The 22,351-nt window shown below is 53.4% G+C and carries 12 protein-coding genes; 1 reads left to right on the top strand and 11 read right to left on the bottom strand.

The annotated features are described in order from the left end of the window. Nucleotides 1–48 precede the first annotated feature (48 nt). Nucleotides 49–774, bottom strand: a complete 726-nt coding sequence (locus tag GS398_RS08905) for a ThuA domain-containing protein (RefSeq protein WP_202405997.1) — start codon at nucleotides 772–774, stop codon at nucleotides 49–51. Between the two features lie 330 nt (nucleotides 775–1,104). Here GS398_RS08905 and GS398_RS08910 point away from each other — a divergent pair, with 330 nt between their 5' ends. Next, nucleotides 1,105–4,272, top strand: a complete 3,168-nt coding sequence (locus GS398_RS08910) for a GH92 family glycosyl hydrolase (protein ID WP_160906418.1) — start codon at nucleotides 1,105–1,107, stop codon at nucleotides 4,270–4,272. 87 nt (nucleotides 4,273–4,359) lie between these two features. Here the strand turns inward: GS398_RS08910 and GS398_RS08915 are convergent, their stop codons facing one another. The 10 genes from GS398_RS08915 to GS398_RS08960 form a co-directional block, all read right to left on the bottom strand. Then, nucleotides 4,360–5,745, bottom strand: coding sequence for a sialate O-acetylesterase (locus tag GS398_RS08915; protein WP_160906419.1), 1,386 nt, complete (start codon nucleotides 5,743–5,745; stop codon nucleotides 4,360–4,362). Continuing rightward, nucleotides 5,735–8,083: a GH92 family glycosyl hydrolase gene (locus GS398_RS08920; RefSeq protein ID WP_160906420.1), complete on the bottom strand. Its 2,349-nt coding sequence runs from the start codon at nucleotides 8,081–8,083 to the stop codon at nucleotides 5,735–5,737. The genes GS398_RS08915 and GS398_RS08920 overlap by 11 nt, the downstream gene beginning before the upstream one ends. Continuing rightward, complete coding sequence (locus GS398_RS08925) at nucleotides 8,080–8,952, bottom strand: ROK family protein (protein WP_160906421.1); 873 nt, start codon at nucleotides 8,950–8,952, stop codon at nucleotides 8,080–8,082. The genes GS398_RS08920 and GS398_RS08925 overlap by 4 nt, the downstream gene beginning before the upstream one ends. Nucleotides 8,953–9,032: 80 nt before the next feature. After that, nucleotides 9,033–10,382, bottom strand: a complete 1,350-nt coding sequence (locus GS398_RS08930; RefSeq protein WP_160906422.1) for a sugar porter family MFS transporter — start codon at nucleotides 10,380–10,382, stop codon at nucleotides 9,033–9,035. 26 nt (nucleotides 10,383–10,408) lie between these two features. Continuing rightward, entirely contained in the window at nucleotides 10,409–12,739 is a 2,331-nt protein-coding gene (locus tag GS398_RS08935) for a GH92 family glycosyl hydrolase (RefSeq protein WP_160906423.1), read from the bottom strand. Nucleotides 12,740–12,790: 51 nt separating this feature from the next. Continuing rightward, nucleotides 12,791–14,605, bottom strand: coding sequence for a class I mannose-6-phosphate isomerase (locus GS398_RS08940; RefSeq protein ID WP_202405999.1), 1,815 nt, complete (start codon nucleotides 14,603–14,605; stop codon nucleotides 12,791–12,793). Between the two features lie 191 nt (nucleotides 14,606–14,796). Then, entirely contained in the window at nucleotides 14,797–15,546 is a 750-nt protein-coding gene (locus GS398_RS08945) for a DUF3823 domain-containing protein (protein ID WP_160906424.1), read from the bottom strand. Between the two features lie 11 nt (nucleotides 15,547–15,557). Further along, entirely contained in the window at nucleotides 15,558–17,486 is a 1,929-nt protein-coding gene (locus GS398_RS08950) for a RagB/SusD family nutrient uptake outer membrane protein (RefSeq protein WP_160906425.1), read from the bottom strand. Nucleotides 17,487–17,498: 12 nt separating this feature from the next. Further along, complete coding sequence (locus GS398_RS08955) at nucleotides 17,499–20,696, bottom strand: SusC/RagA family TonB-linked outer membrane protein (RefSeq protein WP_160906426.1); 3,198 nt, start codon at nucleotides 20,694–20,696, stop codon at nucleotides 17,499–17,501. A gap of 86 nt (nucleotides 20,697–20,782) precedes the next feature. Then, on the bottom strand, nucleotides 20,783–22,345 hold the full coding sequence (locus GS398_RS08960) for a sulfatase family protein (RefSeq protein ID WP_160906427.1): 1,563 nt from the start codon (nucleotides 22,343–22,345) through the stop codon (nucleotides 20,783–20,785). Nucleotides 22,346–22,351 lie beyond the last annotated feature (6 nt).

A 22,351-nucleotide genomic window follows, 5' to 3' on the forward strand; every position in this document is an offset into this window, starting at 1 on the left:
CTTTGATCCGGCATATCCTTTAGCCGCATAACACGGCATCTCCCGCCGTTACCGCCTTTCAGTGGCCCAAAAGATCGCGTTCCTGAACAACCTCGTAAACGATTCGTCTTCCAGCAATTCGGGGAAATGCCCCATCGCGATATACAAATTACGTGCTTTTACATGTCCGTTGGTCCAGATCACTGGGTGATCACCCATCTTCACTGCCTTGTCGGGATCGTAAGTCGCCTCATCGATGCTGGCGATCACGTGTACGTTGGGGCGGGGACTTTTATCGTAGATGTACCATTCGTCTTTGGTTAAAAAGGAAGCCGGGAGCCCTTTCATAACCGGGTGCGCCGGGTCTTCTACGTTCAGCGTAGCGGAAGTACCTCCCGGGATGTGGCGCTTGAATTGGATATCTCCCATAAAACGGGAATACCATTGCCACATCGGGTACCCGTCAAAAACACCCAACAGCGTGGGGTGGTGAAAACCGATCCAGCCACCTTTGCCCTTTTCAATATAGCTTTCGAAGGCTTTTTGCGCAGGCGCTTTCCAGGGATAAGGCGGGTAATCTAACTGGATGAACAATTGGTATTTTTTAAGAAACTTTTCGTTGATCTGTTTGGTGTCAGCCAGGTAGTCGATCGTAAAATTGCTGTCGGCAGCCAGCTTATTTAGCCAGGTCTTTGCCACGGCATCAAACAACGCGTGCCCGCCGCCTGTCTCGGCGACCGCAAGAGCGCGGAACCTGGGTTTAACTTTCGGCTGTGCCGTTACTACGGGAAGCATGCAAAAGATAAGAAGAACACTTAGAAGTGTCGGGGTCAGGTATTTCATATTAGCGGCATTTGGATCAGCCGGGTAATATTAAGGAAACTTTATACCAATTGGCAGACACCGCCGCCGCAGTAGAGGTTAAGTAGGGCTGATAACAACTTTATCGGGACCGGAAATAGCCTGGCGGCCGATCACTTTGATGTCACTCATATAAGTTTCTTTCTGGTTCTGTGCCGGCAATTTGCCACCAGATAAATGTACATACATAATTAAAATTCACCCTCAATATGTTTGTACATTTACCCGTATTCCTTATACTTGCATATCCAACTAACCCTCAACATGCAAACGAAATCACCCGTGAAACTGCTCTTGTTGTTATTCTGCCTCCTCACCGCTTCCGCCCGGGGACAGAACAAAACCATTTGGGAGATCGGCGCGGCAGATAACCAAAGTACCGGGCTGGCGCTCGCCCCCGCAGATTACAAAAGATTCTTAGAGCTCGACTTCGGCTGGGAAGACCGGTTTTACCTCGTGGGGTATTCCAAACCGGAGCAGGATTTTCCCTATGTGCTTCCGGGCCCTAAGGATGGCTGGGGCGGTACGGCATCCACGTCAGGCATCCGTTCTCATTTATTGAACTTGTTGTTTGGCGTAGATAAACTCCCCGCCGGCGGAAATTACGCCCTGGTGATCGACCTGCTGGGCTATAACTACGAAACCCCTCCCCTGGTAAAGGTTACGGTGAACGGAAAGCCTTCCATCTTCCAGCTTCCCAAAGGGCCGGTGAAACCTTTACCTACCGGCGCTCCCTCTGCTGGTAAGGAATACCTGCTCAACGTACCCATCGACGCCGCTACGCTCCATACGGGCGGGAACGAGATCCGGGTAACTTCGCTTGACGGCTCCTGGATGGTATTCGACCAGGTAAAGCTGGTCGGGCCCGAAGGCGTGAAGCTTGAATCCCCGCAAAATATATTTATCCGCGAAATAAAGCCCGCTTCTTATGAAGTAATGCAGGAAGGAAAACGCTTTCAGCCGCTGCTGGTTGACCTGGAACATTTATCGGGCACACCGCGTCTCAGCGTTCGCATGGACGGCAAGCTGATCTTTGAAGAAATCATAGAACGTGGCCGTCACCAGTTCGAAGCACCTATGCCGCCCGTAACTACGGCTAAAAGGAGCAGGTACGAGGTGTTGGCGGATGGCCGGACGATCGAAAGCGGCAGCGTAGACCGCTCGCCCAACAAGCTGACCACCTATGCCGACTATGTAGATACGAAACTCGGCACGGCTCATTCCCGGTGGATGATCGCACCCGGTCCGTGGATGCCCTTCAGCATGGTAAAAATGAGCCCCGATAACCAGAACGATGGCTGGCAGGCCGGCTACGACCCAACGTTCGAAAGTGTCGGCTCCTTTACCCACATCCATGAATGGACCATGGCAGGCCTGGGTATGCTGCCTGTTAACGGACCTTTAAAAACAAAAGTAGGCGACCAGCGTGCCGCACCCGGCGAAGGATACCGTTCGCAGATCGATAAACAGTCGGAAGAAGCACCGCTCGGCTACTATAAAGTACAGCTAACTGATTACCAGGTAAAAGCGGAGATGACGGCCACCACCCGTGCGAGCTTCCAGCGGTATACTTATCCGAAAGGCACCGATTCGCGCATTATGATCGACCTGCAGGTGCCGGCGGAGAACAAGTACCTGTTAAATGAAGTCACCCTGCGCAAAGTAAGCGACCGCCGCATCGAAGGGTATTGCAAACAACTCGCCCCGCAGGTATGGATCGCGCAGGCCGGCGCCAGCGAACAGGAATACACGGTGAATTTCGTGATCGAGTTCGATCAGCCCATCCGCAAGTTTGGCACCTGGATAAACGACGACGTGAAGGACGGTGATCTTGTAAGCATAAAAGATGCGAAAGACGCCGGCGCATTCGTGGAGTTCGATACCAGGCAAAACCAGGTGGTACAGGTACGCACTGGTATGTCATATGTAGACATTGCAGGCGCTTCTAAAAACCTCTGGACCGAGATCACCGGTCCTTTCGGCTGGAGCTTTGACAAGGTGCGCGACTTTAACCGCGAAACATGGAACGGCTTACTTGGCAGGGTAAAGATCACTACCAGCGACCGGCGCGAAAAGGTCCGCTTTTACACTAACATGTACCGTGCGCTATGCAGCCGCAACACCTTCAGCGATGTAGACGGCAAATGGGTAGACGCCACCGAAAAAGTACAGCAGCTGAAGAACGCAAATGAAGTGGCCCTCGGCTGCGATGCGTTCTGGAACACCTTCTGGAACCTCAACCAGTTCTGGAACCTGGTAACGCCCGATTGGTCGTCGCGCTGGGTCAAATCCCAGCTGGCCATGTACGATGCCAACGGCTGGCTCGCAAAAGGGCCCGCGGGTATGGAATACATCCCGGTGATGGTGGCGGAGCACGAGATCCCGCTGATCACCAGCGCCTACCAGATGGGCATCCGCGATTACGATGTCAATAAAGCCTTCGAGGCGGCCCGTAAAACGGTATCGTCCCCACAAACCAGGGTGGGCGGCGCGCTGGCCGGCAATGCCGATTATGAAGCGTACATGAAATACCATTACGTTCCATATGATAAAGGACGTTTCTCCAACACGCTCGAGTACGCGTTTGACGACTGGACAGTAGCCCAGTTCGCCAGGTCGCTTGGCAAGAAATCTGAATACGAGGAGTTTTCTAAAAGATCTTTATGGTGGAAGAATGCCATCGATGAAGAAACCGGCTATGCACGGCTCCGCAAATCTGACGGCAGCTGGTTCCCGGGCTTCGATCCTTTCCGCTCCGGCGCCAACGAACATTACGTAGAAGGAAATGCCTGGCAGCTCACCTTTTTTGTGCCGCAGGACATTCCGGGACTGGCAAAGTCTATAGGCGAAGATAAGTTCAGGGAGCGCCTGCAATGGGGTTTTAACGAGAGTGTTAAATGGCGGTTCAATGCGCCCAACGATGCATATTGGGACTACCCGGTGATCCAGGGTAACCAGCAGTCTATGCACTTCGCGTTCCTGTTTAACTGGGTGAAACAGCCCTGGCTTACCCAGCAATGGAGCCGTTCCATCATCGATCGCTATTATGGCTACGATATAGCCAACGCTTATCTCGGCGATGAAGACCAGGGACAGATGAGCGCCTGGTTCATCATGGCTGCCCTGGGGCTTTTCCAGACAGATGGCGGCAGCCGCATAGACCCGATCTACGAAATTGCAAGCCCCGTGTTCCCGAAAGTAACCATCGACCTGGGCGGCAGGTACGGACGCGGCAAAACGTTCGACATTAACGCGCTGAACGTTTCGCGCGGGAACAAGTATGTGCAAAGCGCCGTGCTCAACGGCAAAAAGCTCGATACCTTCTGGTTCCCGGCGAGCGAGCTATTGAAAGGCGGAAAACTGGAACTGGTAATGGGCCCGCAGCCGAATAAGAACTGGGGCATCGCGAACCTGCCCGCGGCAGCAAAATAAACGGTAGGGATTAACACCTGCGAAACATTTAGATCGCCTGCTTGCGGCGCAGGTTTTAACGGGGTGGGCTATCTTAACCTGCCACGGCTATTGCTTAAAGTCCGTCCTGAAAGGAGAAGCAGGCAAGTCATCGCTATTATACAGGTTTCCGTCGGGGTTTGTTGCCCACGAGTAGCCGACAGCTACAGGATTAGCAACTCCTGATGAAGAGACGATTACTTTCGATCCCTTAATGATCGCGGTAGCTTTGTAAAACTTTTTGTCAGCACCTGCGATCTCGAAGCCCTGCACCCCACCGCTGGCTTTTAATCCTTCCGCAAAACGGAACGAAACAGTTATTTCATTTTTACGGGTCTTATGGGCCCGGTAAATGGGCCCGGAATAGCCGGCGGGGCTCCCGTAAAGCTTAGCCAGCGCGATAAGCGCAAGCCTTCGCCCCACCTCCTGCTTGTTTTTTGGATGTATATCTTTCGCATCGCCGATATCGATCGTCACCGCCATACCCGTATTCGGCAATGCAAGCGCTTTCAGTTGCGCGTCCCTTATTTCGGCCCAGTTAGATTCCCCGGGTTCCGCCTTGCGGTCTGTAAACGCGGCAAGCTGGACGAAGTAGAACGGCAGGCGCGGCGCTTGCCACTGGCGGCGCCAATCGGCGATCAGCGCCGGAAATAATTGGTAATATTGTTGGGCGCGGTCTACATTGCTTTCGCCCTGGTACCAGGCAACGCCTTTAATCTTCCAGGGTAAAAACGGGTGGATCATGGCGTTAAACAAGGCAGAAAGCTGGTTGCGGTTATCGGCGGATTGGGGTTTAAACGGCGGGAGCGCTTGCAGGCCGGCGGCGCTTGTCCACGCTTCGGCCGCAGTTGCACCCCAGGTACTGTTGACGAGTCCAATGGGGACATGGGTTTGGCGGTTGATGGCGCGTGCAAAAAAGTACGCCACGGCAGAAAACTCGGGGATGGTTTGCGGTGAGCATGCCTGCCAGCCGTTGGCCGTTACCGCAGCTTCCGTGAGCGGAACCTCGCTGGCGGCGTGTTTCACATGCAGCAGCCTGATCTCCGGGTGGTTGGCCTCAGCGATCTCCCGCTCATAATCGTTTATCCTTCCCCAACCTGCAAGCGGCATCTCCATATTCGACTGGCCCGAACATACCCAAACATCGCCGATAAGGATGTCCGTCAACGTCAGTTCAACGCCATCGTTGAAGCTGATCGCATATGGTCCGCCGGCTTTCGGTGTGTTTACGGTTACTTTCCAATCGCCGGATACGGAAGACCGAACGCGGTACACTTTATCGTCCCACGAAGTGATTACCCGGACCGTCGCGCCAGGCAGCGCCTTCCCCCAAAGCCGCGCAGAAGACCGTTGCTGGAGCACCATGTGACTGCTGATCATGTCGGGCAATACCACCTTCGCGGAAACCGGGCATGACCAAAGCAGGCCTACGACAAAGAGTAGCCTAGTACGCATCAACGGGGGACTCTCCCATTTTAAGTTGCAGTTTGCCGCCGTACTGGATGTCGGTGAGCTTAATGAACGGCTGGTGCACCAGTTGCCCGTTCAACCGGAACGATTGCACATATTGGTTGACGGCGCTTCCGCCATCTGCGGTAATGGTGAACTTTTTGCCGGTAAAGTATCTGGGATCCAGTTTTATCTCCACGCTGCTGAACAAAGGGCTGCCCAGGCCCACGGTATTGCTGGCGCTGGTAAATCCTTTCACATCGAACAGGCCGATGGACGACATTACGTACCAGGCGCCAAGTTGTCCCTGGTCTTCGTCCTGGCCGTATCCATAACCGTGGATGCCATCACTGCCGTAGAACTCGTTGCAGATGGCACGTACCCATTTCTGTGTAAGAGAAGGCCTGCCCGAGTAGTTAAACAGCCAGGAAATATGCAGGTTGGGCTGGTTGCCATGATTATATAATCCTTCCAGGCCCGAGAAAGCGTCGAGCGTGGTGCCGCCGCCGAAAACGTTCTTCCGGGAGGTAACGAACACATTATCGAGCCGTGCGTTGAAGTTGTCTCTACCCACTTTCGCGATCAGTTTTTCGGGGTCCTGGGGCACATAATAGGTGTACTGCCAGGCATTCCCTTCCTGGAAACCGCGCCACACTTCGTTGGGATTAAAGTTGGCGATGAATTCGCCGTTGGCCATTTTAGGGCGGATGAGGCTCATCTGCGGATCATATAAATTCTCCCAGCCGGCAGATAACTTGCTCATTTTATCGTAATCCTGCTGCTTGCCCAATGCCTGCGCCCAGTTTGCCATCGCGTAGGCGCTAAAGGCATACTCCATGGTGTGCGAGGCGGAATAACGCCATTTTTCGTCGCCGCCGGTACCTTTATCGAAATGATCTACAAAACCCTTTTCAACGAAACTGGCAACATCAAGCTTTCCGGCGCCCCGGGGACGGTCCTTACCATCGGTATCATTTTTCATGGAAGCTTCGTAAGCGAGGTTTACATCAAAATCGCGGATACCGGAGAGGTAGGCGCTGGCCATCACCAGGCTTACAAAGTTGGTACCTACGCCCGAAACGTACCGGCTGTTGGCAATTCCATCGGCCAACCAGCCCGAATCCTTATACACCAGCAGCTGGCTTTTCACAAAATCAGAATAATACGACGGGTACGCGATGGCCCACAACTGCGTGAGGTTCCAGAAAGCGCCCCAGACGGCGTCGGTATTGTAGTGGTTAAACAACGGTTTTCCATGCGCGTTAAGCGGGATCTGGCCAACCGTGCCGTCATTTTTAGGATAGGCGCCGTTAACATCGCTCGCCAGCCCGCGCCCCAGCAGGGAATGGTACAAGCCGGTATAAAACTTCACCATGTCGGTTTTAACGGCAGATCTTACACGGATCCGGCCCAGTTGCTGTTCCCACTCCCTGAGCGCGCGTGCCTTTGCCCGATCGAAGTCAAGGGTGGCGGCTTCTTCCTGCAGATTGAGCCGTGCATTTTCTACGGAGGTAAAGGAAAGACCCGCCTTTACATTGATCTTTTCGCCCCGCCTGGTAGCGAAGGTGAGGTACACACCGGCCCCTTTGCCCTCGATACTGGTTTGGCCCGGGAACTGTTCCGCTCCCCTAAACGTGCCCGTTTTTAAAGGTTTTTTATCCGCAACAGCGGAAAAGTACATGGTGACCTCGGCCCCGGGCTGGTATTTCTGTACGTAAACGGGCAAGGTGGTCACGTACCCTTCTATATGCCCGTCGGCGGTGATGGTTACTTTGGCGGATTTCACTTCCCCGCTTTCGCCTTGCTTGTTGCCGATGTCGAACAGGATATGTGACTCGTTGCCTGCCGGGAACGTATAGCGGTGAAAAGCAACGCGTTTGGTGGCCGTTAACTCCGCGGTAATTCCATAATCTTTCAACAGAACGGAATAATAGCCGGCGGTCGCTATTTCGTCTTTACGGTCGAAACGGGAACGGTAGCCGTCATCCGGCTTCTCCAGCCTGCCCGGGATGGTTTGCAGCTTGCCGGTGATCGGGGCAAAAACCACACCCCCCACCTGGAATTCGTGGAAGTTGGCAAAGCCTTCGATCGATTCGTGGCGGTAGTCGTACCCTACTGCATCCCATCCGTGTGCGTTACCATATGAACCGTTGGTGGATGGCGCCGGCTTGGCCATACCGAAGGGCAGTGCGCCCGGGGTAAAAAAGAACCAGCGGCTGTGCGCCGTACCGATCTTCGGATCAACATATTGCACGAGCCCGTGGCCTTTCCGGGCAGATGCGGGATCGGTAAGGCCGGTGGCCGTCACAGCGATAGCGAGGCATAGTTTCTTTAAGTTTTTCATCGTGCTTGTCCTGATGGTTTCCAATGGCTTGCGGCGCCCAGCAAGGCGGCCTCTTCGCCCAGCCCGGCGGTCCTGATGGAAACGGTGGGGTATATTGATTGTACTTGCCGCAATACGTTCTCTTTAAACAGTGCATACGAGCGGGAAATGTTTCCACCCAGTACCACCACTTCCGGGAGGGTGCCGGCGATAAAGGCCAGGAGGAACTTACCGAGGTTGGTACCGAATTCGTCGAAGATCTGCTCCAGCAATTTCGCGTTGGGCAACATTTTCAGCTCGCTTACGCCGGTGACGCTGCCACCGCCAAGCTCCTTACAACGTTTGACGAACCAACGGGTCGACAGGTAATCTTCGACAATATGGCCACCGAAAGGCATATTCCACAAGTCGCAGCTGGTGGCCCTCCCGTCCGCGTATAGCGCAGATCCGAGTCCGGTGCCAAGGGTAACGCCGATCGCGCTGCGTGCATCTTTGGCCACGCCGCCGAACACTTCGCCCTGCAGGAACGATGCCGCATCGTTGTCCATAAAAATATTTGCGGAAGGGATTCCCAGTTCGTCTGCGAGCAGGTGTTTGATGTTCATTCCGTATAACTGCTCATATTTCTCTTGTCCCCTGATCAGGCAAATACCTTGCTCATAGTCTACGGGACCCGGCATGGCAAGACTTACCTGGTGGATGCTGCGCGATCCTTTCGCCAGCCGGATGGCCCTGCCCCATGTTTCGATAATGGCAGTTGCCGCAGCGCCGGAGTCCACCTTCTCACGGATCAATGTTTCCGGGAGCATCCGGTGGCGGGCCAGATCAACGAGGGCTGCGGTGATGTGGGTACCGCCGATATCGGCGCCGATGACGTATTGTTGAGACATATATTTTTTTAGCTGTTGGCTGTAATCATTTATCCCGTTGGCATTAAAACCAGCTGATAGCTGATGGCTATCAGCTGGTTTTAATGCATAATAATGGTTTCGTTTCCCGCAGACGGATCCATTTCGACACCCCGGTCTTTCCAGTATTGCTCGATCTGTTCCAGCGATTTGCCGCGGGTTTCGGGGAGAAGCTTGTATACGCAGACGAAGGCAACCACGCAAAAGAAGGAGAAGAACCAGAAAGTACCGCCGCTGCCGATGGATTTGAGGAAGATGGGGGTTAGCTGCCCGACAATGGTGTCGGCCACCCACATCACCATGATACTGATGGCCAGTGCGCGACCACGAATTGCGTTGGGAAAGATCTCTGAGGCCACCACGAACTTGAGCGGTCCGATGGAGAACGCAAAACAGGCCAGGAAAGCCAGCACGCAAACCAGCAGCCATACGCTGGTAGTATAGCCATAATAAAAGCATAAACCGGTTAATAACAAGGTGACGGCAGCACCGGCGGTGCCGTAAAGGTAAAGGGGACGGCGGCCCCAGCTATCTACCTTCCAGATGGCCACCAGGGTAAACAGCATATTGGCTAGCCCGAAAATCACCTGGCTTATCAGCGAATTGCTGAGTGAAACGCCCGCATTGCTGAGGATGCTCGGTCCGTAATAAATAATGGCGTTGATGCCGCTAAACTGCGAAAACAGGGGCAGCAGGATCCCGATCAGCATCGCCCTGCGGATACCGGGCGCAAAAAGGTCGCTGTAGGAAACCCGTTTTAACGCGGTTGCCATACCGGTAGCTGCCTGGCTATTTTTTAACTGCAGCCAGCGGGGGCTTTCCGGAACGGTAAACAGGCCAGCAAAAAAGAGGATGGCGGGGATAGCGCCTACGCCGAACATGAGGCGCCAGGTATCGGTGCCCATGAGGCTGCCACCGCTGCCTGCGGCAGAAACAAGTGCGGCGTTGCTGAGGTAAGCCACCAGGATGCCGAGGGTAAGTGCAAACTGGTAATAAGTAACCATACGCCCGCGGGTAGCGGCGGGTGCAATTTCAGAGATATAGAGCGGCACTACGTTCGAGGCGATGCCGATCCCGATGCCGCCAAGTACCCGGGAAATGATCACTCCTGCAAGCGAAGGCAACATGGAACAACCGATGGCCGACAGCGTAAATAAGATCGCGGAGATCAGGAGCGGCTTCTTCCTGCCGAGCCGGTCGCTCAGCTCGCCGGAAAGGGCAACGCCGATGATGCAACCTACCAGCGCCGACGATACGAACCAGCCCTCCTGCGCAGCAGTTAAAGAAAATTGCTTTTCCACAAACGGCAATACGCCGGAGATCACCGCCATATCAAAGCCAAACAGGAAGCCGCCGAGCGAGGCGACAATGGTGATTAGCGTCAGGCTGATCGTTTTTTGTTCGTTGTTCATTTTTATCGATTTATTGACCGGTTAAGTTAGTTAGTTGCGGGCGACATCGACGGCGGTGCATCTCCCGTCCTGCTACCCCAGCTTTTGTTTGGCCGCGGACCCATCTGCAGCACCAGGCTGCCGCCATCCACCAGGTCGGCGTGGTAGAACCAGGGGCGGGTAAGCGGTTTTCCGTCGAGCGAAGCTGACTGGATGTAACGGTTCTTATCGGAAGTGCCCCTGGCCTCGATGGTGAACGTTTTCCCTGGATAATACCTGGGATCGAGCGTGATGATGATTTTCGGGAACAGCGGACTGCCCACTTCATAGAAAGGTTTAACAGAGGCGCCGCCGTCTGTTTCGAACAATCCCATCGCGGCCATCACGAACCAGGCGCCCATCTGGCCCTCATCTTCATCGCCGAGCCAGCCGTGATAAGGAGTCGACCCGTAATAATAGTTCATGATCTCACGTGTCCAATGTTGTGTAAGCCAGGGTTTCCCGGAGTAGTTAAAAAGCCACGACGCCTGCATGTTCGGCTGGTTGCCATGGTTAATAGGTACGAGATCGTAACGGTCGCCTTCCGCGTTGAAATTAAAACGGGCGGATTTTTCGAAGCCTTCATTCAGGCGGCGATTAAATTCTTCTTTCCCCATCAGGTTGATAATGCCCTGCACATCGTGCGGGTTAAAAAAGCTGTATTGCCAGGCATTGCCTTCGAGGTAACCGGGGCCGGAGAAATTGGTACAGCAATAGGGGCTCCAGTCTTTCACCCAGCTGCCGTCCCGGTTTTTCATACGGATATACTTTGTTACGGGATCCCATACATTCTTGAAATTCCCTGCCCTTTTTATAAACTGCCCGTATTCGGTTTCCTTGCCCAGTGCTTTGGCCATTTGCGCCACGCACCAGTCGTCGTACGCATATTCGAGCGTATTGGATACCTGGCCTTCTTCGTTGGGCACATATCCCAGCTTCAGGTACGATTCAAAGAAACGGTTACCCGCATACCCGTTTTCGGGTGTACGGCGCCCGGGGGTAGTTTGCTGGTGCATCATCGCCTGGAAGGCGGTGGACACCTCGAAATCGCGGATCCCTTTCTGGTAGGCACTGGTTATCAGCGAGATCTCGTGCGAACCTTCCATGATACCCGAATACTCGATTCCGGCCGGGCCTTTAGGCAACCAGCCGCCCGTTTTATAGATCTCCACCAGTGAACGCGACCATTTGCTGGCAATATCGGGGTTTACAAGCGTCCATAACTGGTTTAAGTTCCAAAAGGTATTCCAGAGCGCGTCAGAGCCGATCACCGGCGAATCCGGGTCAACCTGGCGTACTACCTCGTTCACGTCCACGTACTTGCCGTTCACATCGCTCCAGGTGGTACGCGCCACGTAACTGCGGTACAGGTTGGAGTAAAATTTCTTCCTGTTAAGCTCAGTACCGCCTTCTACCCTTATTTTGGAGAGCAAGTTATTCCATACGGTGCGTGCATTGCGATGAACGCCGTCGAAATTCCATTTAAAGGGACCCATCTCGGTAACGAGGTTAAGCCTCGCCTGGTCTATACTAACCAGCGAAATGGCGGTCTGCATCAGGATGGTCTCGCCTTTCTGCGGGTTAAAATCGGCATAGGCGCCCATTTTCCCTTTGCCGGTGAACTCCCTGGCCTCCTTTTTTACGGTGCTCCCGATCCAGCCGCCGAACGACTTAATGGGTTTGTTAAACCGCACCACGAAATGCACGGTATACTCGTTCCAGCTCCATTTCTGGTGCGACCAGCCTTCGATCTCCGTATCGCTCACCTGTTTAAAGCCGGCATCAAGTATCTCGGTAGGCGCTTCGTTAGGCACATCGAGGTCGAGCAGGATATGTGCATCCTCTTCGCGGGGAAAAGTGAACCTGAAGAACCCGGCGCGGGTGGTGCTGGTGATCTCCGTGCGGATGTTGCCATTCATCAGCGTTACCGCGTAGTAGCCGGGACTGGCCTTTTCGGTAGCTTTATCGATGCGCGAGCGGTAGCCCGAGGTCCATCCGATGGTCGGCGCATCCGCAGGACCGCGAAAAGTGCTGAGCACCCCTACGGTCGGCATCACTGAAAGTCCCGCCATCGTCCAGGAGTGAATGTGACTAAAACCGCCAATGTTGTTGATGGAATATTCGTACCCCGACTTCCACACCTCTCCCTGGTTATCAGGACTGATCTGCACCATCCCGAAAGGCATTGTCGCACCCGGGTTAAGCATCCAGCGCGACTCTGACGTTCCCAGCAGCGGGTCGGCATAATCGATTGGTTGCTTTACCTGTCCGAAAACCATCCGCGGAAGCCAGGCAACCAGCAAACAGATGACCAGTATTTTATAAAGCCGAATATTCATCTCTATTATCTATTATCTATTCTCCATTCTCCATTATCCATTATCCATTCTCTACCCTCCCCTTCCCACCTCCTTTAAAAACGCAATCACCACCTTCACCCGTTCCTTACCTTCATTTACCAGCGTAAACGTTTCGGCGGCGGCAGGCACTACGAAGGTTTCGGCATAGTGGTAACGGGTTTGGGCGCCATCTGCATTTTTCAATGAAACGGCGGTCCCTTCTACCACCATCAATACCTGCGGACCATTGTTTGTTGATGCCGTGAACTCTTTATCGAACTCCGCGCGGTAAACGTCATAGAAATGATCGGCATGCGTGGGCAGGTGCCATAGCTTCTCTTCCGGCGACTGCCTTAGTAAAACCGGCGCAGCGATCAGCTCCGTTTTTACTTTTTCGCCTTTGCGTTCAAAACGCAGGTTATTAAAGGCATGATCGATGTTAATGGCGCGAGGTTCGCCGTTAAGGCCAAGCCGCAGCCAGTCGTACATTTTAAAGGTAAAGATATAAGGAGTAGCGCTGATCTCGAGCACCAGGTTCCCTGCGGCAGCGCTGTGAACGGTGCCATTGGGAATCAGGAACAGGTCGTGCTTATGCGCGGGGTGAAGCTGTACGTACTTTTCGATATCGACGGGGATCTTTTTATCGCGGCTTTCTTCCAGCTCGCGCCGGAATGATCCCGGGTCTATATCATCCTGGAAACCAAGGTATACGCCCGCATTATCTTCGCAATCGAGGATGTAGTAGGTTTCGTCCTGTGTGATCGTTTCGCCGAATTCCTGCTGGATGTAGGACAGCGAGGGATGGCACTGGATAGAAAGGTTGCCGCCTTTCCAGGTGTCGAGGAAATCGAACCGGATGGGGAACGCGTCGCCGAAACGCTCCGCATGTTTACCCATCACCTGGTTGCGGCAGCAGAACATCAGGAAATCAAAAGAAATTTCGAGTACCAGGCCACTGCTGGCGAACAGGATACCGTTTTCGGGTACGATCAGCTCAAACGACCAGGCATAATTTACCTCTTCCTGGCTGAGGCTGCCGATCCGGTCCTTCATCCAATGGCCGCCCCATGCGCCCGGCTCGAACCAGGGCCGCACCCTGAACACGTGTTTGGCCATTTTTCGCATGGCGGGATAGAGGTCGGCGGTAAGGCACCAGTTGATGTTTCCGCCCCATTGCCCGTCGGCCATCACGGCGATGCGGTTCATGATGTCCTTTTTATGCGCGTTGAGCAGCACCCAATCCACGAAATAAAAACGCTTGTACATTTCGCCGTCCGCTTCAGAAACTGTTTCACCCAGGTTAAAGACCGAGCCGGCACGCATACGCAGCTGGAGCTCGTTCTTGGGCAGATCGATGTAAATAAGCGGCGACACGGCGTCGAACAGGGAGGCGCCCGGCCCGATCACCACGGTAAGATCTGCTCCTGGTTCAGCATCCACAGGCTCAGCCTCATAAAGATCTTTAAGCGAGAGACTGCATTTAGTTCCCCAAACGGTGCCCGGCATCCCCAGGAACGGCTGCACCAGTCCGCGAATGGTTTCCAGCGGTTTCATTCGCTCGCCGGTACGCACCCAGTTCACGGTTAACCCATGCTCACGGAACGTTTCGCTAAGCTCCTGTTCAACGGTATCCCAGAACACGCCTGCATAACCGTCAATCGCCACCTGCCGGTATTTCATGATCCATTTCGCCAGGTTCGCGTAGCCGTTGGTGATCCTGCCATCGCCGAGCGTATGTAAAGGGTAGATATCGTATCCGGATGCGTCTTTGGGGAAGGTTGCCTGCATCGGCATCAGCGGCTGAGTGCCGGTACGCCAGGAAGGCAGTAAGTCGTTCTTCTTAATAATATTGGGGCTTATTTCCATGTGCTCTAACTATGTACAGTGGGATACTCGGTTCGAATTTGTAGTTTATACCGTTTATTCAGCTATAAGCGACCATACATAGAACAAAAAAATGTAATTATGTACGTACGTATATAGTATTTTAATTTATTAAACCGGTCCTTTCCCATTATGGGAAAGGACCGGCTGAAGGATTCAGTAATAACGTTTCTCTATTTCACGCTCACCATTTTGATGGTGCTGTAATTGAACTGCTTTGTGCCGTAATCGATCCGCGATCCGAACCTTAGGAACCAGTCTTTCTTCGGCAGCACGCCCGTGGTGACAAGGGTCACCGTTGTACCGGCGATGGCGTTCCCGGTGGTACCTGAATAAGTGGTACGCGGCGAATACCGGCTGTCGTAGTTATTGTTGCCTACGTATTCTGAGGGACTTAGGTACAGGCCCAGGTCGGTAATGTTCTGCTGGAAAGATGCGTTGGAGGTTCCGCGCGTTACTTTAACCTGTGCGGTGATGGTGCCATTGGCGTTCATCACCGGCTCCCCTATCCATTCCAGCCTCAGGAAAGGCTCGACCGTGAAATCGAGCGTATGAACACCACCTCCTTTAATCTCCAGGTTTACGCTTTTATCGTTACCTGTTTGTACCAGCGGTACGAAGGCGCCTTCTGCGGATATGTTGTAGGTGGCCGCAAATACTTTCGTATTTCGGTAGGTCCCGTCCTGTTTGGTGGCAAGGAAAAGCGGCGTAGGGGTGCTGCTCCAGCTTGTTTCGAGGAGCTTGATGCGGGTACCCTGGCCGTTGTCGCCGGAAACCTCGCCCTGCAGCGTTTGCCCGGTAGCGCCGTCGATGATCTTGCCTTGCAGGGTTTCGGTCGGGCCGTCGTAATTGTCTATTTCCTTGCAGGCTCCGGTTGTAAGTGCAACCAGGCTAAGGATCGTATAAAGAAGTTTCAGTTTCATTGTCGTAGTATTTAATAGCCGGGGTTTTGAACTAAGTTGGGGCTTCTGCCGATCACCGCCGTCGGGATCTGCTGGTAATACCACCTTGGATCGAAAGTGAACACGTTGCCGCGCTCATCGAAACGATCGTCGAAGAAGTACTTGCCGTTGTCGGCGACATAAAACGCATTGAGGATCCGGTACCTGCGTCCGTTTTGTTCTTTGTCGCTGATTCTCCAGCGCTTCATATCCCAGGCGGTTTTGTTTTCGAAGGCAAGCTCTTTGCGGCGCTCTTTGCGAACGACGTCGACGGAGGTCATATCGGCCGCGGTGGCGGGTGCCGCTCCTGCACGTTCGCGAACGGCGTTGATATCGGCCATGGCCTGTGTGAGGTAGCTTGCTCCCTGCCCGGCGCTGTTAAGCTCGTAAGCCGCTTCGGCACGGTTAAGCAATACTTCCGCATAGCGGATCTCGAGCCAGCTTTGTTCCGAACGGTTGTTATTCACTTCGGCGGTCGGCTTATTGGGATCGATATATTTGCGGATAGTAAAGCCGGAAATGGTACCTGCAACCGTGTTGATGCCGGTGAAGAAGCCGCTGGCGCCGGCGGGGTTCATGAGCGTTCCGTCAGGCAGTTTATACGGCGTCTGGGTGTTTGTGGCCGACTGTACGATATTGGTCGACGGATAAGCGGCGGTTGACCCGACGGGCAGCAGCCTGCTGATACCGCCCGCAGAAGGGGCGGTATAAATTCCCCGGCGCAGTTCGATCGCGACACCTTTCAGCAGGTCGCCCGGCGCAACTACGGTACCACGAAGACGGCCTTCGGCGTTCTGGAAAGGCTGAAGCGTATTATCCCACAGCACATACTTTCCGCCTGCATCGGTGGTACGGAAGGTGCCATCGGCGTTTTTGGGTAAGCCGTCATACATTTCCACCAGGTCGAGCGTAGGGCTGGTTTGAGCGGCCCCGCCACCGTTCCAAAGCTGGCGCGGTACCTGGTTATAGTCGTACCAGTGAACGGCATCCGGGTATTTATACATGCGGATGAACACGTTCTCGGCACTGCCGCCATCGAGAAACAGCGCTGCGAAGTTATTTGCCTGTGCCGCTTTATCGGTAGCAGACCAGGCCGCCTTGTATAATACGAAGCTTTTACCGTTCAAAAGATTCGCCGCATCGTATGCTGCTTTAAAGTAGTCGGTAGCTTTTGCAGCCGGGATACCGCATACCTGTACACCGTTAGTGGTGAGGTTGATGGTATTGTATTTGGCGATACAAGCCGCAAACAACATCACCCGCGATTTCAACGCAGCGGCGGCATAGCGATGTGCACGTCCCTTTTTATTGGTTTCGGGCAGGTTGGTGTAGGCGTAGTCGAGGTCGGCCGCAATAAACTCCCAGGTAGCCTGTTCGGACGAGCGGGGGATTTTCAACTCTTCGATGTTCGCGGTCACTTCCTCGATGCTCTGCCCGGGCTGGGTGAGCACCTTGTTTACCAACGGAACCCCGCCGTAGCGTTTCGCAAGTGCGTAGTAAGCAAAAGCGCGGATGAAGCGGGCCTCACCCAGCCAATTGTTCACCTGGGTGGCGCTGTAACCGGAGGCAAAGCCCGGGAGCGTCTCCATAAAATAGTTGCACTCGCGGATCAGGGTATAGGCATCCGCCCAGTAGTTAAACGTTTCCGTACCGTTTGCCTGGTCGCGACTTATCGCCTCACCGGTGATCACGTACGGCGAACCGTTAAAGAAGGTTTTAAAACCGCTGGTATTGTCGTACTTAAAATCCTCCATGGGGATCTGGCTGTAAATACGGGCCATGTAAGCTTCGATACCGGATGGATTACCGAAAACGTCGGCATCTTTGATTATATTTAATGGCGGCACATCCAGGTCCTGTTTACACGTAGGAGTAGTGAGTGCAATTGTCGCTAGAAGCAACAGGTATAATTTTCTTTTCATGCTGTTTCCGGGTTAGAATTTTACGTTTAAGCCAAACGAGAAGATTTTGTCGATCGGGTAAGCGTAACCAAATTGAGAATCGACAACGGAGAGCGACGACGGGTGTTCCGGGTCAAGGAACTTGAGCCCCGTGATCGTAAACAGGTTGTATCCGTTAAAAAACACCCTGGCGTTTTTGATACCCGCCCTGGCACCCCATTTTTTTGGTATAGAGTAACCGAATTCAAGGCTTTTCAGGCGAACGTACGTGGCGTCTTTTGTATTGGAAAGTGTATTCTGGAAGGGCAGCGTGCCTGTGTAAGCGTAGTATCCCGACACCCATTGCGTATTCGGGTCGTATGGGTCTGCGGCAGGATCTACCGGGTGATAGCGGTCGAGGAATTGCTCCAGTGCATTACCGCCCGCCCAAAGGGGCTCGCGCAGCTGCTCGGTGTAGCTGGCATATACCATGGCCGCACCCTGGAACAACAGGTTAAGGTCGAACCCTTTATAATCCACTCCCAGGTTCAGGCCGTAAGATATCAGCGGTAAGCCGGTGTTAGCGATCGGCCGGCTATCGTCAACACCTACCTGTCCGTCGCCGTTCCAGTCTTCGTACCGGTAGTCGCCTACAACGGTAGCACGGTTTACATAGATCGGGCTGTTGCGGATGGCGTTATAGTTTTCGAACTGGCCGTTTTGCCCGTAACCGAAGTAAACAGCCGTATTGCGGCCATTGGTGTTATTACGCCAGTTGAGGTACGAGTTACCTTCTCGTGCCCGCACTACGTCGATGGTCATCATACGGGTATAAGAAAAGATGCCTTTCACGTTGTAGCCCAGTTTACCGATCACGTGACGGTGATTCAGCTCCATATCAAAACCTTTGTTGCGGTCGCTGTTCAGGTTTTGCTGGGGAAGCGTCGCACCTACCACATCGGGAAGTGTAAGCGCCTGCGTAGTAAGCGTACCGGTACGATCGCGGCGGAAGAAAGCCATATTAAGGCCCAGTTTGCCGTTCCATGCTTCGAGGTTGAATCCAACGTCGAGTGTTTTTGACGTATACCAGGTGATGGCCGGGTTGGTAACGCCCCTGCTCTGGACGCCGGCGATATACGTCCCGTCAAACACTGATCCGGCAGGCTGCCCGGTAGCCGATCCGCTGCCCGGGTAGTTATATCCCGAAACAAATTGGTATGCAGCGGCACCATCGTCGCCGGTTTCGCCATAGGAACCGCGAAGCTTGAACTCATTGATGAACGACAAGGCGTTGATATTTTTAAAGAAATCTTCCTGTGAAACCCTCCATCCAAGCTCGCCCACAGGGAAGAAACCCCATTGTTTGTTGACCGGGAATTTTGAAGAACCGTCATACCTAAAGGCGAACCGCGCGATGTATTTCGAACGGAAATCGTACCCGAAGCTGCCTACATATGCCGCGTTCTTAAAAGTAAACGTATTATTCTGGCTCGAGCTTTGACTGGCGCTCTGGTTGGTGCTGTTGCCCGCAAATAACTGGTCGACGGGAACGGAAAGCTCACGCTGCGCAAAAAAGTTATCGCCGCTGCGTGTGCTCATTTCGTAGAGCCCGGTAGCAGAAACGTTGTGGTCGCCGAAGCGGTGATTATAATCCAACTGCAAACGCGCAAGCCGGGTCGGGTATTCGAATACCTCTCTCCTCACGGTGCTGGGTGACTGCTCGGTACCCGAAATCAAGTAGCTGTCTGTTGCTGCGTTATAGGTATAGCGGTTGTACGACTTGTTAAAGTATTTATTACTGTTCAGCGTCATATCGAAGCTGTAAAGCCCTTTGATGTCGAGGCCTTCGAGAAAAGGTGCCTCGTAGCTGAGCTGCGCCGACGACTGGAACCATTTATTGTTGAACACACGGTACCCGCCAAGCGCCACGGTCGATTGCCCTACAGGATGCAGGGGATTGGGCAGCGAATTGAGATACATCGGGTTATTATTCGCATATACCGGGTTGATCGGCGGCTGGTACCACATACTCCTGAACACCCAGTAAGCGTCCTGTACGGGCTGGTCTTTTGTATCCATCGTACCAGAAAGGTTCAGGTCAAAGGTCAGCGCCTTGCTGATCCTGGAGCTTAAGTTCGAGCGTAGGTTATATCGCCGGTAAACGAGATCGTCCGAGGCCAGGATACCGTCCTGCCCGGTATAACCAAGGCTTAGAAAGTAGTTGCTGTTATCGGTACCTCCGGTAGCGCTCAGGTTGTGCTGCGTCTGCCCCGCCTGGTCCTTTATGGTTGCGTCGTGCCAGTCGGTGCTAACTTTAGTGCCGTTCCGGTACTCGTCGATCGCCGCCTGCGAAAACGGCACAGCGAAGTTTCCGCTCAATGCGCCTGCATGCAGCGTCTTTTCGTTGTTGAGAAGCATGTAGTCGACGGCGTCCACAGATCCCGGGAAGCCCGTAGGCCGCTGGATACCATAGGTACCGGTGTAGTTTAACTCTAGCATTCCTTTTTTACCTTTCTTGGTGGTAATAAGGATAACCCCGTTCGCCGATCGTACCCCGTAAACCGCTGCGGACGCGTCTTTCATGATCGAGATGCTTTCCACGTCGTTCGGGTCTACACGGGCGATATCGGGACGCGGGATACCGTCGATCACGATAAGGGGACTGCCCATGCCGCGAATGTCGTAGGAGTTATTGAACGAACCCGGCTCGCTGGTATTCTGCACGATACGCAGCCCCGGAACCTTTCCCGAAAGGGTATTCAGGATGTTCTCGTTCTTGGTCGTTACGATCTCTTCGGCGGTAACGGTAGACACCGAGCTGGTTAACGTAGCTTTCTTTTGCGTATTGTAACCCACCACTACCACTTCGCCGAGCGCTTTGCTGTCTGTTACCAGTACCACGTTAAGAGCGGTCCGGCCGGCGCTTACCCGGATCTTTTGGGTAACGTAGCCGATCGAAGAAAATACCAGGGTACCGTTTTCTGGGACGGTGATGGTGTAATTGCCGTCGCCGTTGGTGGATACGCCCGCTTTGGAGCCTTCTACCATAACCGACACACCGGGAAGCGGCCCCTTGTCGTCGGAAACCTGCCCTTTAACGGTAATATCAGCTTTGGTTAGCGAAGCTCCCGGTGTGGACGCCAGGGCAAGCGGGTACACTCCTCTTGCCGGCGACATGCCCGGAACTAACAAAAGGAGAAACAGGCTTAAAAACAGCCTCGGTCTCCTGTGATCAGGTATTAATCTATTCATGCTAATTGGGTTTATAAATTGGTTACTAAGTTAGTATGTACAAACATAGTTACATATTATTTAATTGCAAACTTTTTGTTAAAAACTTACTGCGGTTTGTCGCCATATCTTTTCTGAAGCGCGGCCAGTTTCCCTTTCAGCTGAATGACGGTATGCCGATAAGCCGGTTCCCCGTACAGGTTATGCATTTCAGTGGGATCTTTTTTGAGGTCATACAGTTCCCAGGAATCCATAAATTCGTAGAAATGAATGAGTTTGTAGCGTGATGTGCGGATACCGAAATGCGGGGTAAGCCCGAAGGAACGTTCATAATAATGATAATACACTTCCTTCCGCCAGTTCTTATCGGTCCCGGAACGGAGCAACGTTTTCATCGAGGCGCCCTGCATCGCCAATGGCACTTTGATCCCCGCAAGGTCGAGCAGCGTGGGGGCGATATCCAGGTTAAGTACATAATCCCTGAGCCGTTTTCCTTTTTTTATTCCGTTGGGATAGCGGATCATCATCGGCGTGCGGAAAGATTCGTTGTACATAAACCGTTTGTCGTAGAGACCGTGCTCGCCGAGGTAAAAGCCCTGGTCTGAAAGGTAAACCACGATCGTATTATCTGCCAGGCCGTTATCGTCCAGGTATTTAAGTAACCGGCCGACGTTATCATCCACAGAAACCACACATCGGAGGTAATCCTCCATATATCGCTGGAACTGGAACCTGACCACCCCGTCGTTCGTTTTCAGCTGCCTGAACTTTGCATATTCGATGGCGTAAGCCGCATCCCAGGCTTTTCGCTGCGCGGGAGTAAGCCCTTTCAGCTCCCTTTCATATTCGGCGGGAGCCCAGTTATTGATGGGATTTACCGGGCAGGAATCGCATGGGATCTTACTGTCATACCGGATGTCGAGGTCTTCTTTTACGGTGATGTGCTGGCGCTGAAGGGCTTGTCGTCCTTCGTAGTTATCGTAAAAATTGGCAGGTAACGGGTATTTACGTTTATTTAACGTATCGAGGTATTTAATGGGCGGCATAAAATTCCGGTGCGGCGCCTTATGCTGCAGCATGAGACAGAAAGGTGCATCGCGATTCCTGCTGATCCAATCGATGCCCAGGTCGGTGATAATATCGGTCACATATCCCTGGTAAGTAGTATCCTTGCCCATCCTGATAAATGACGGAGCGTAGTAATGGCCCTGGTCCGGCAGCACGTTCCAGTAATCAAACCCCGTAGGCGTGCTCCAAAGGTGCCACTTCCCGATCATGGCGGTGCGGTAACCGTTCTGTCTCAATATTTTGGGGAAGGTTTCCTGCGCACCGTCAAAAAAGGTCCCGTTATCGCGCAAGCCGTTCACATGCGAATATTTGCCGGTAAGGATCACCGCCCGGCTCGGGCTGCACACCGAGTTGGTTACGCAGGCCTCCTCAAACAATACACCTTCCCGCGCAATGCGGTCGATGTTTGGCGTACGCACCAGCGAGGTATCATAAGCGCTGATCGCCTGGTAGGCATGATCATCAGACATGATGAAAACAATATTGGGCCGCCGCTCGGGGGCAGTCACCGTTTTTTTTGCATTACAGGAAATCAACTGGCTTAACAGCGCAGAAACAACCACGAACCTTGTCGCGAAAAAGTTGCATTTATGTATATCCATTAACGA

Source organism: Hufsiella ginkgonis (assembly GCF_009834915.1).
Classification (GTDB): domain Bacteria; phylum Bacteroidota; class Bacteroidia; order Sphingobacteriales; family Sphingobacteriaceae; genus Hufsiella; species Hufsiella ginkgonis.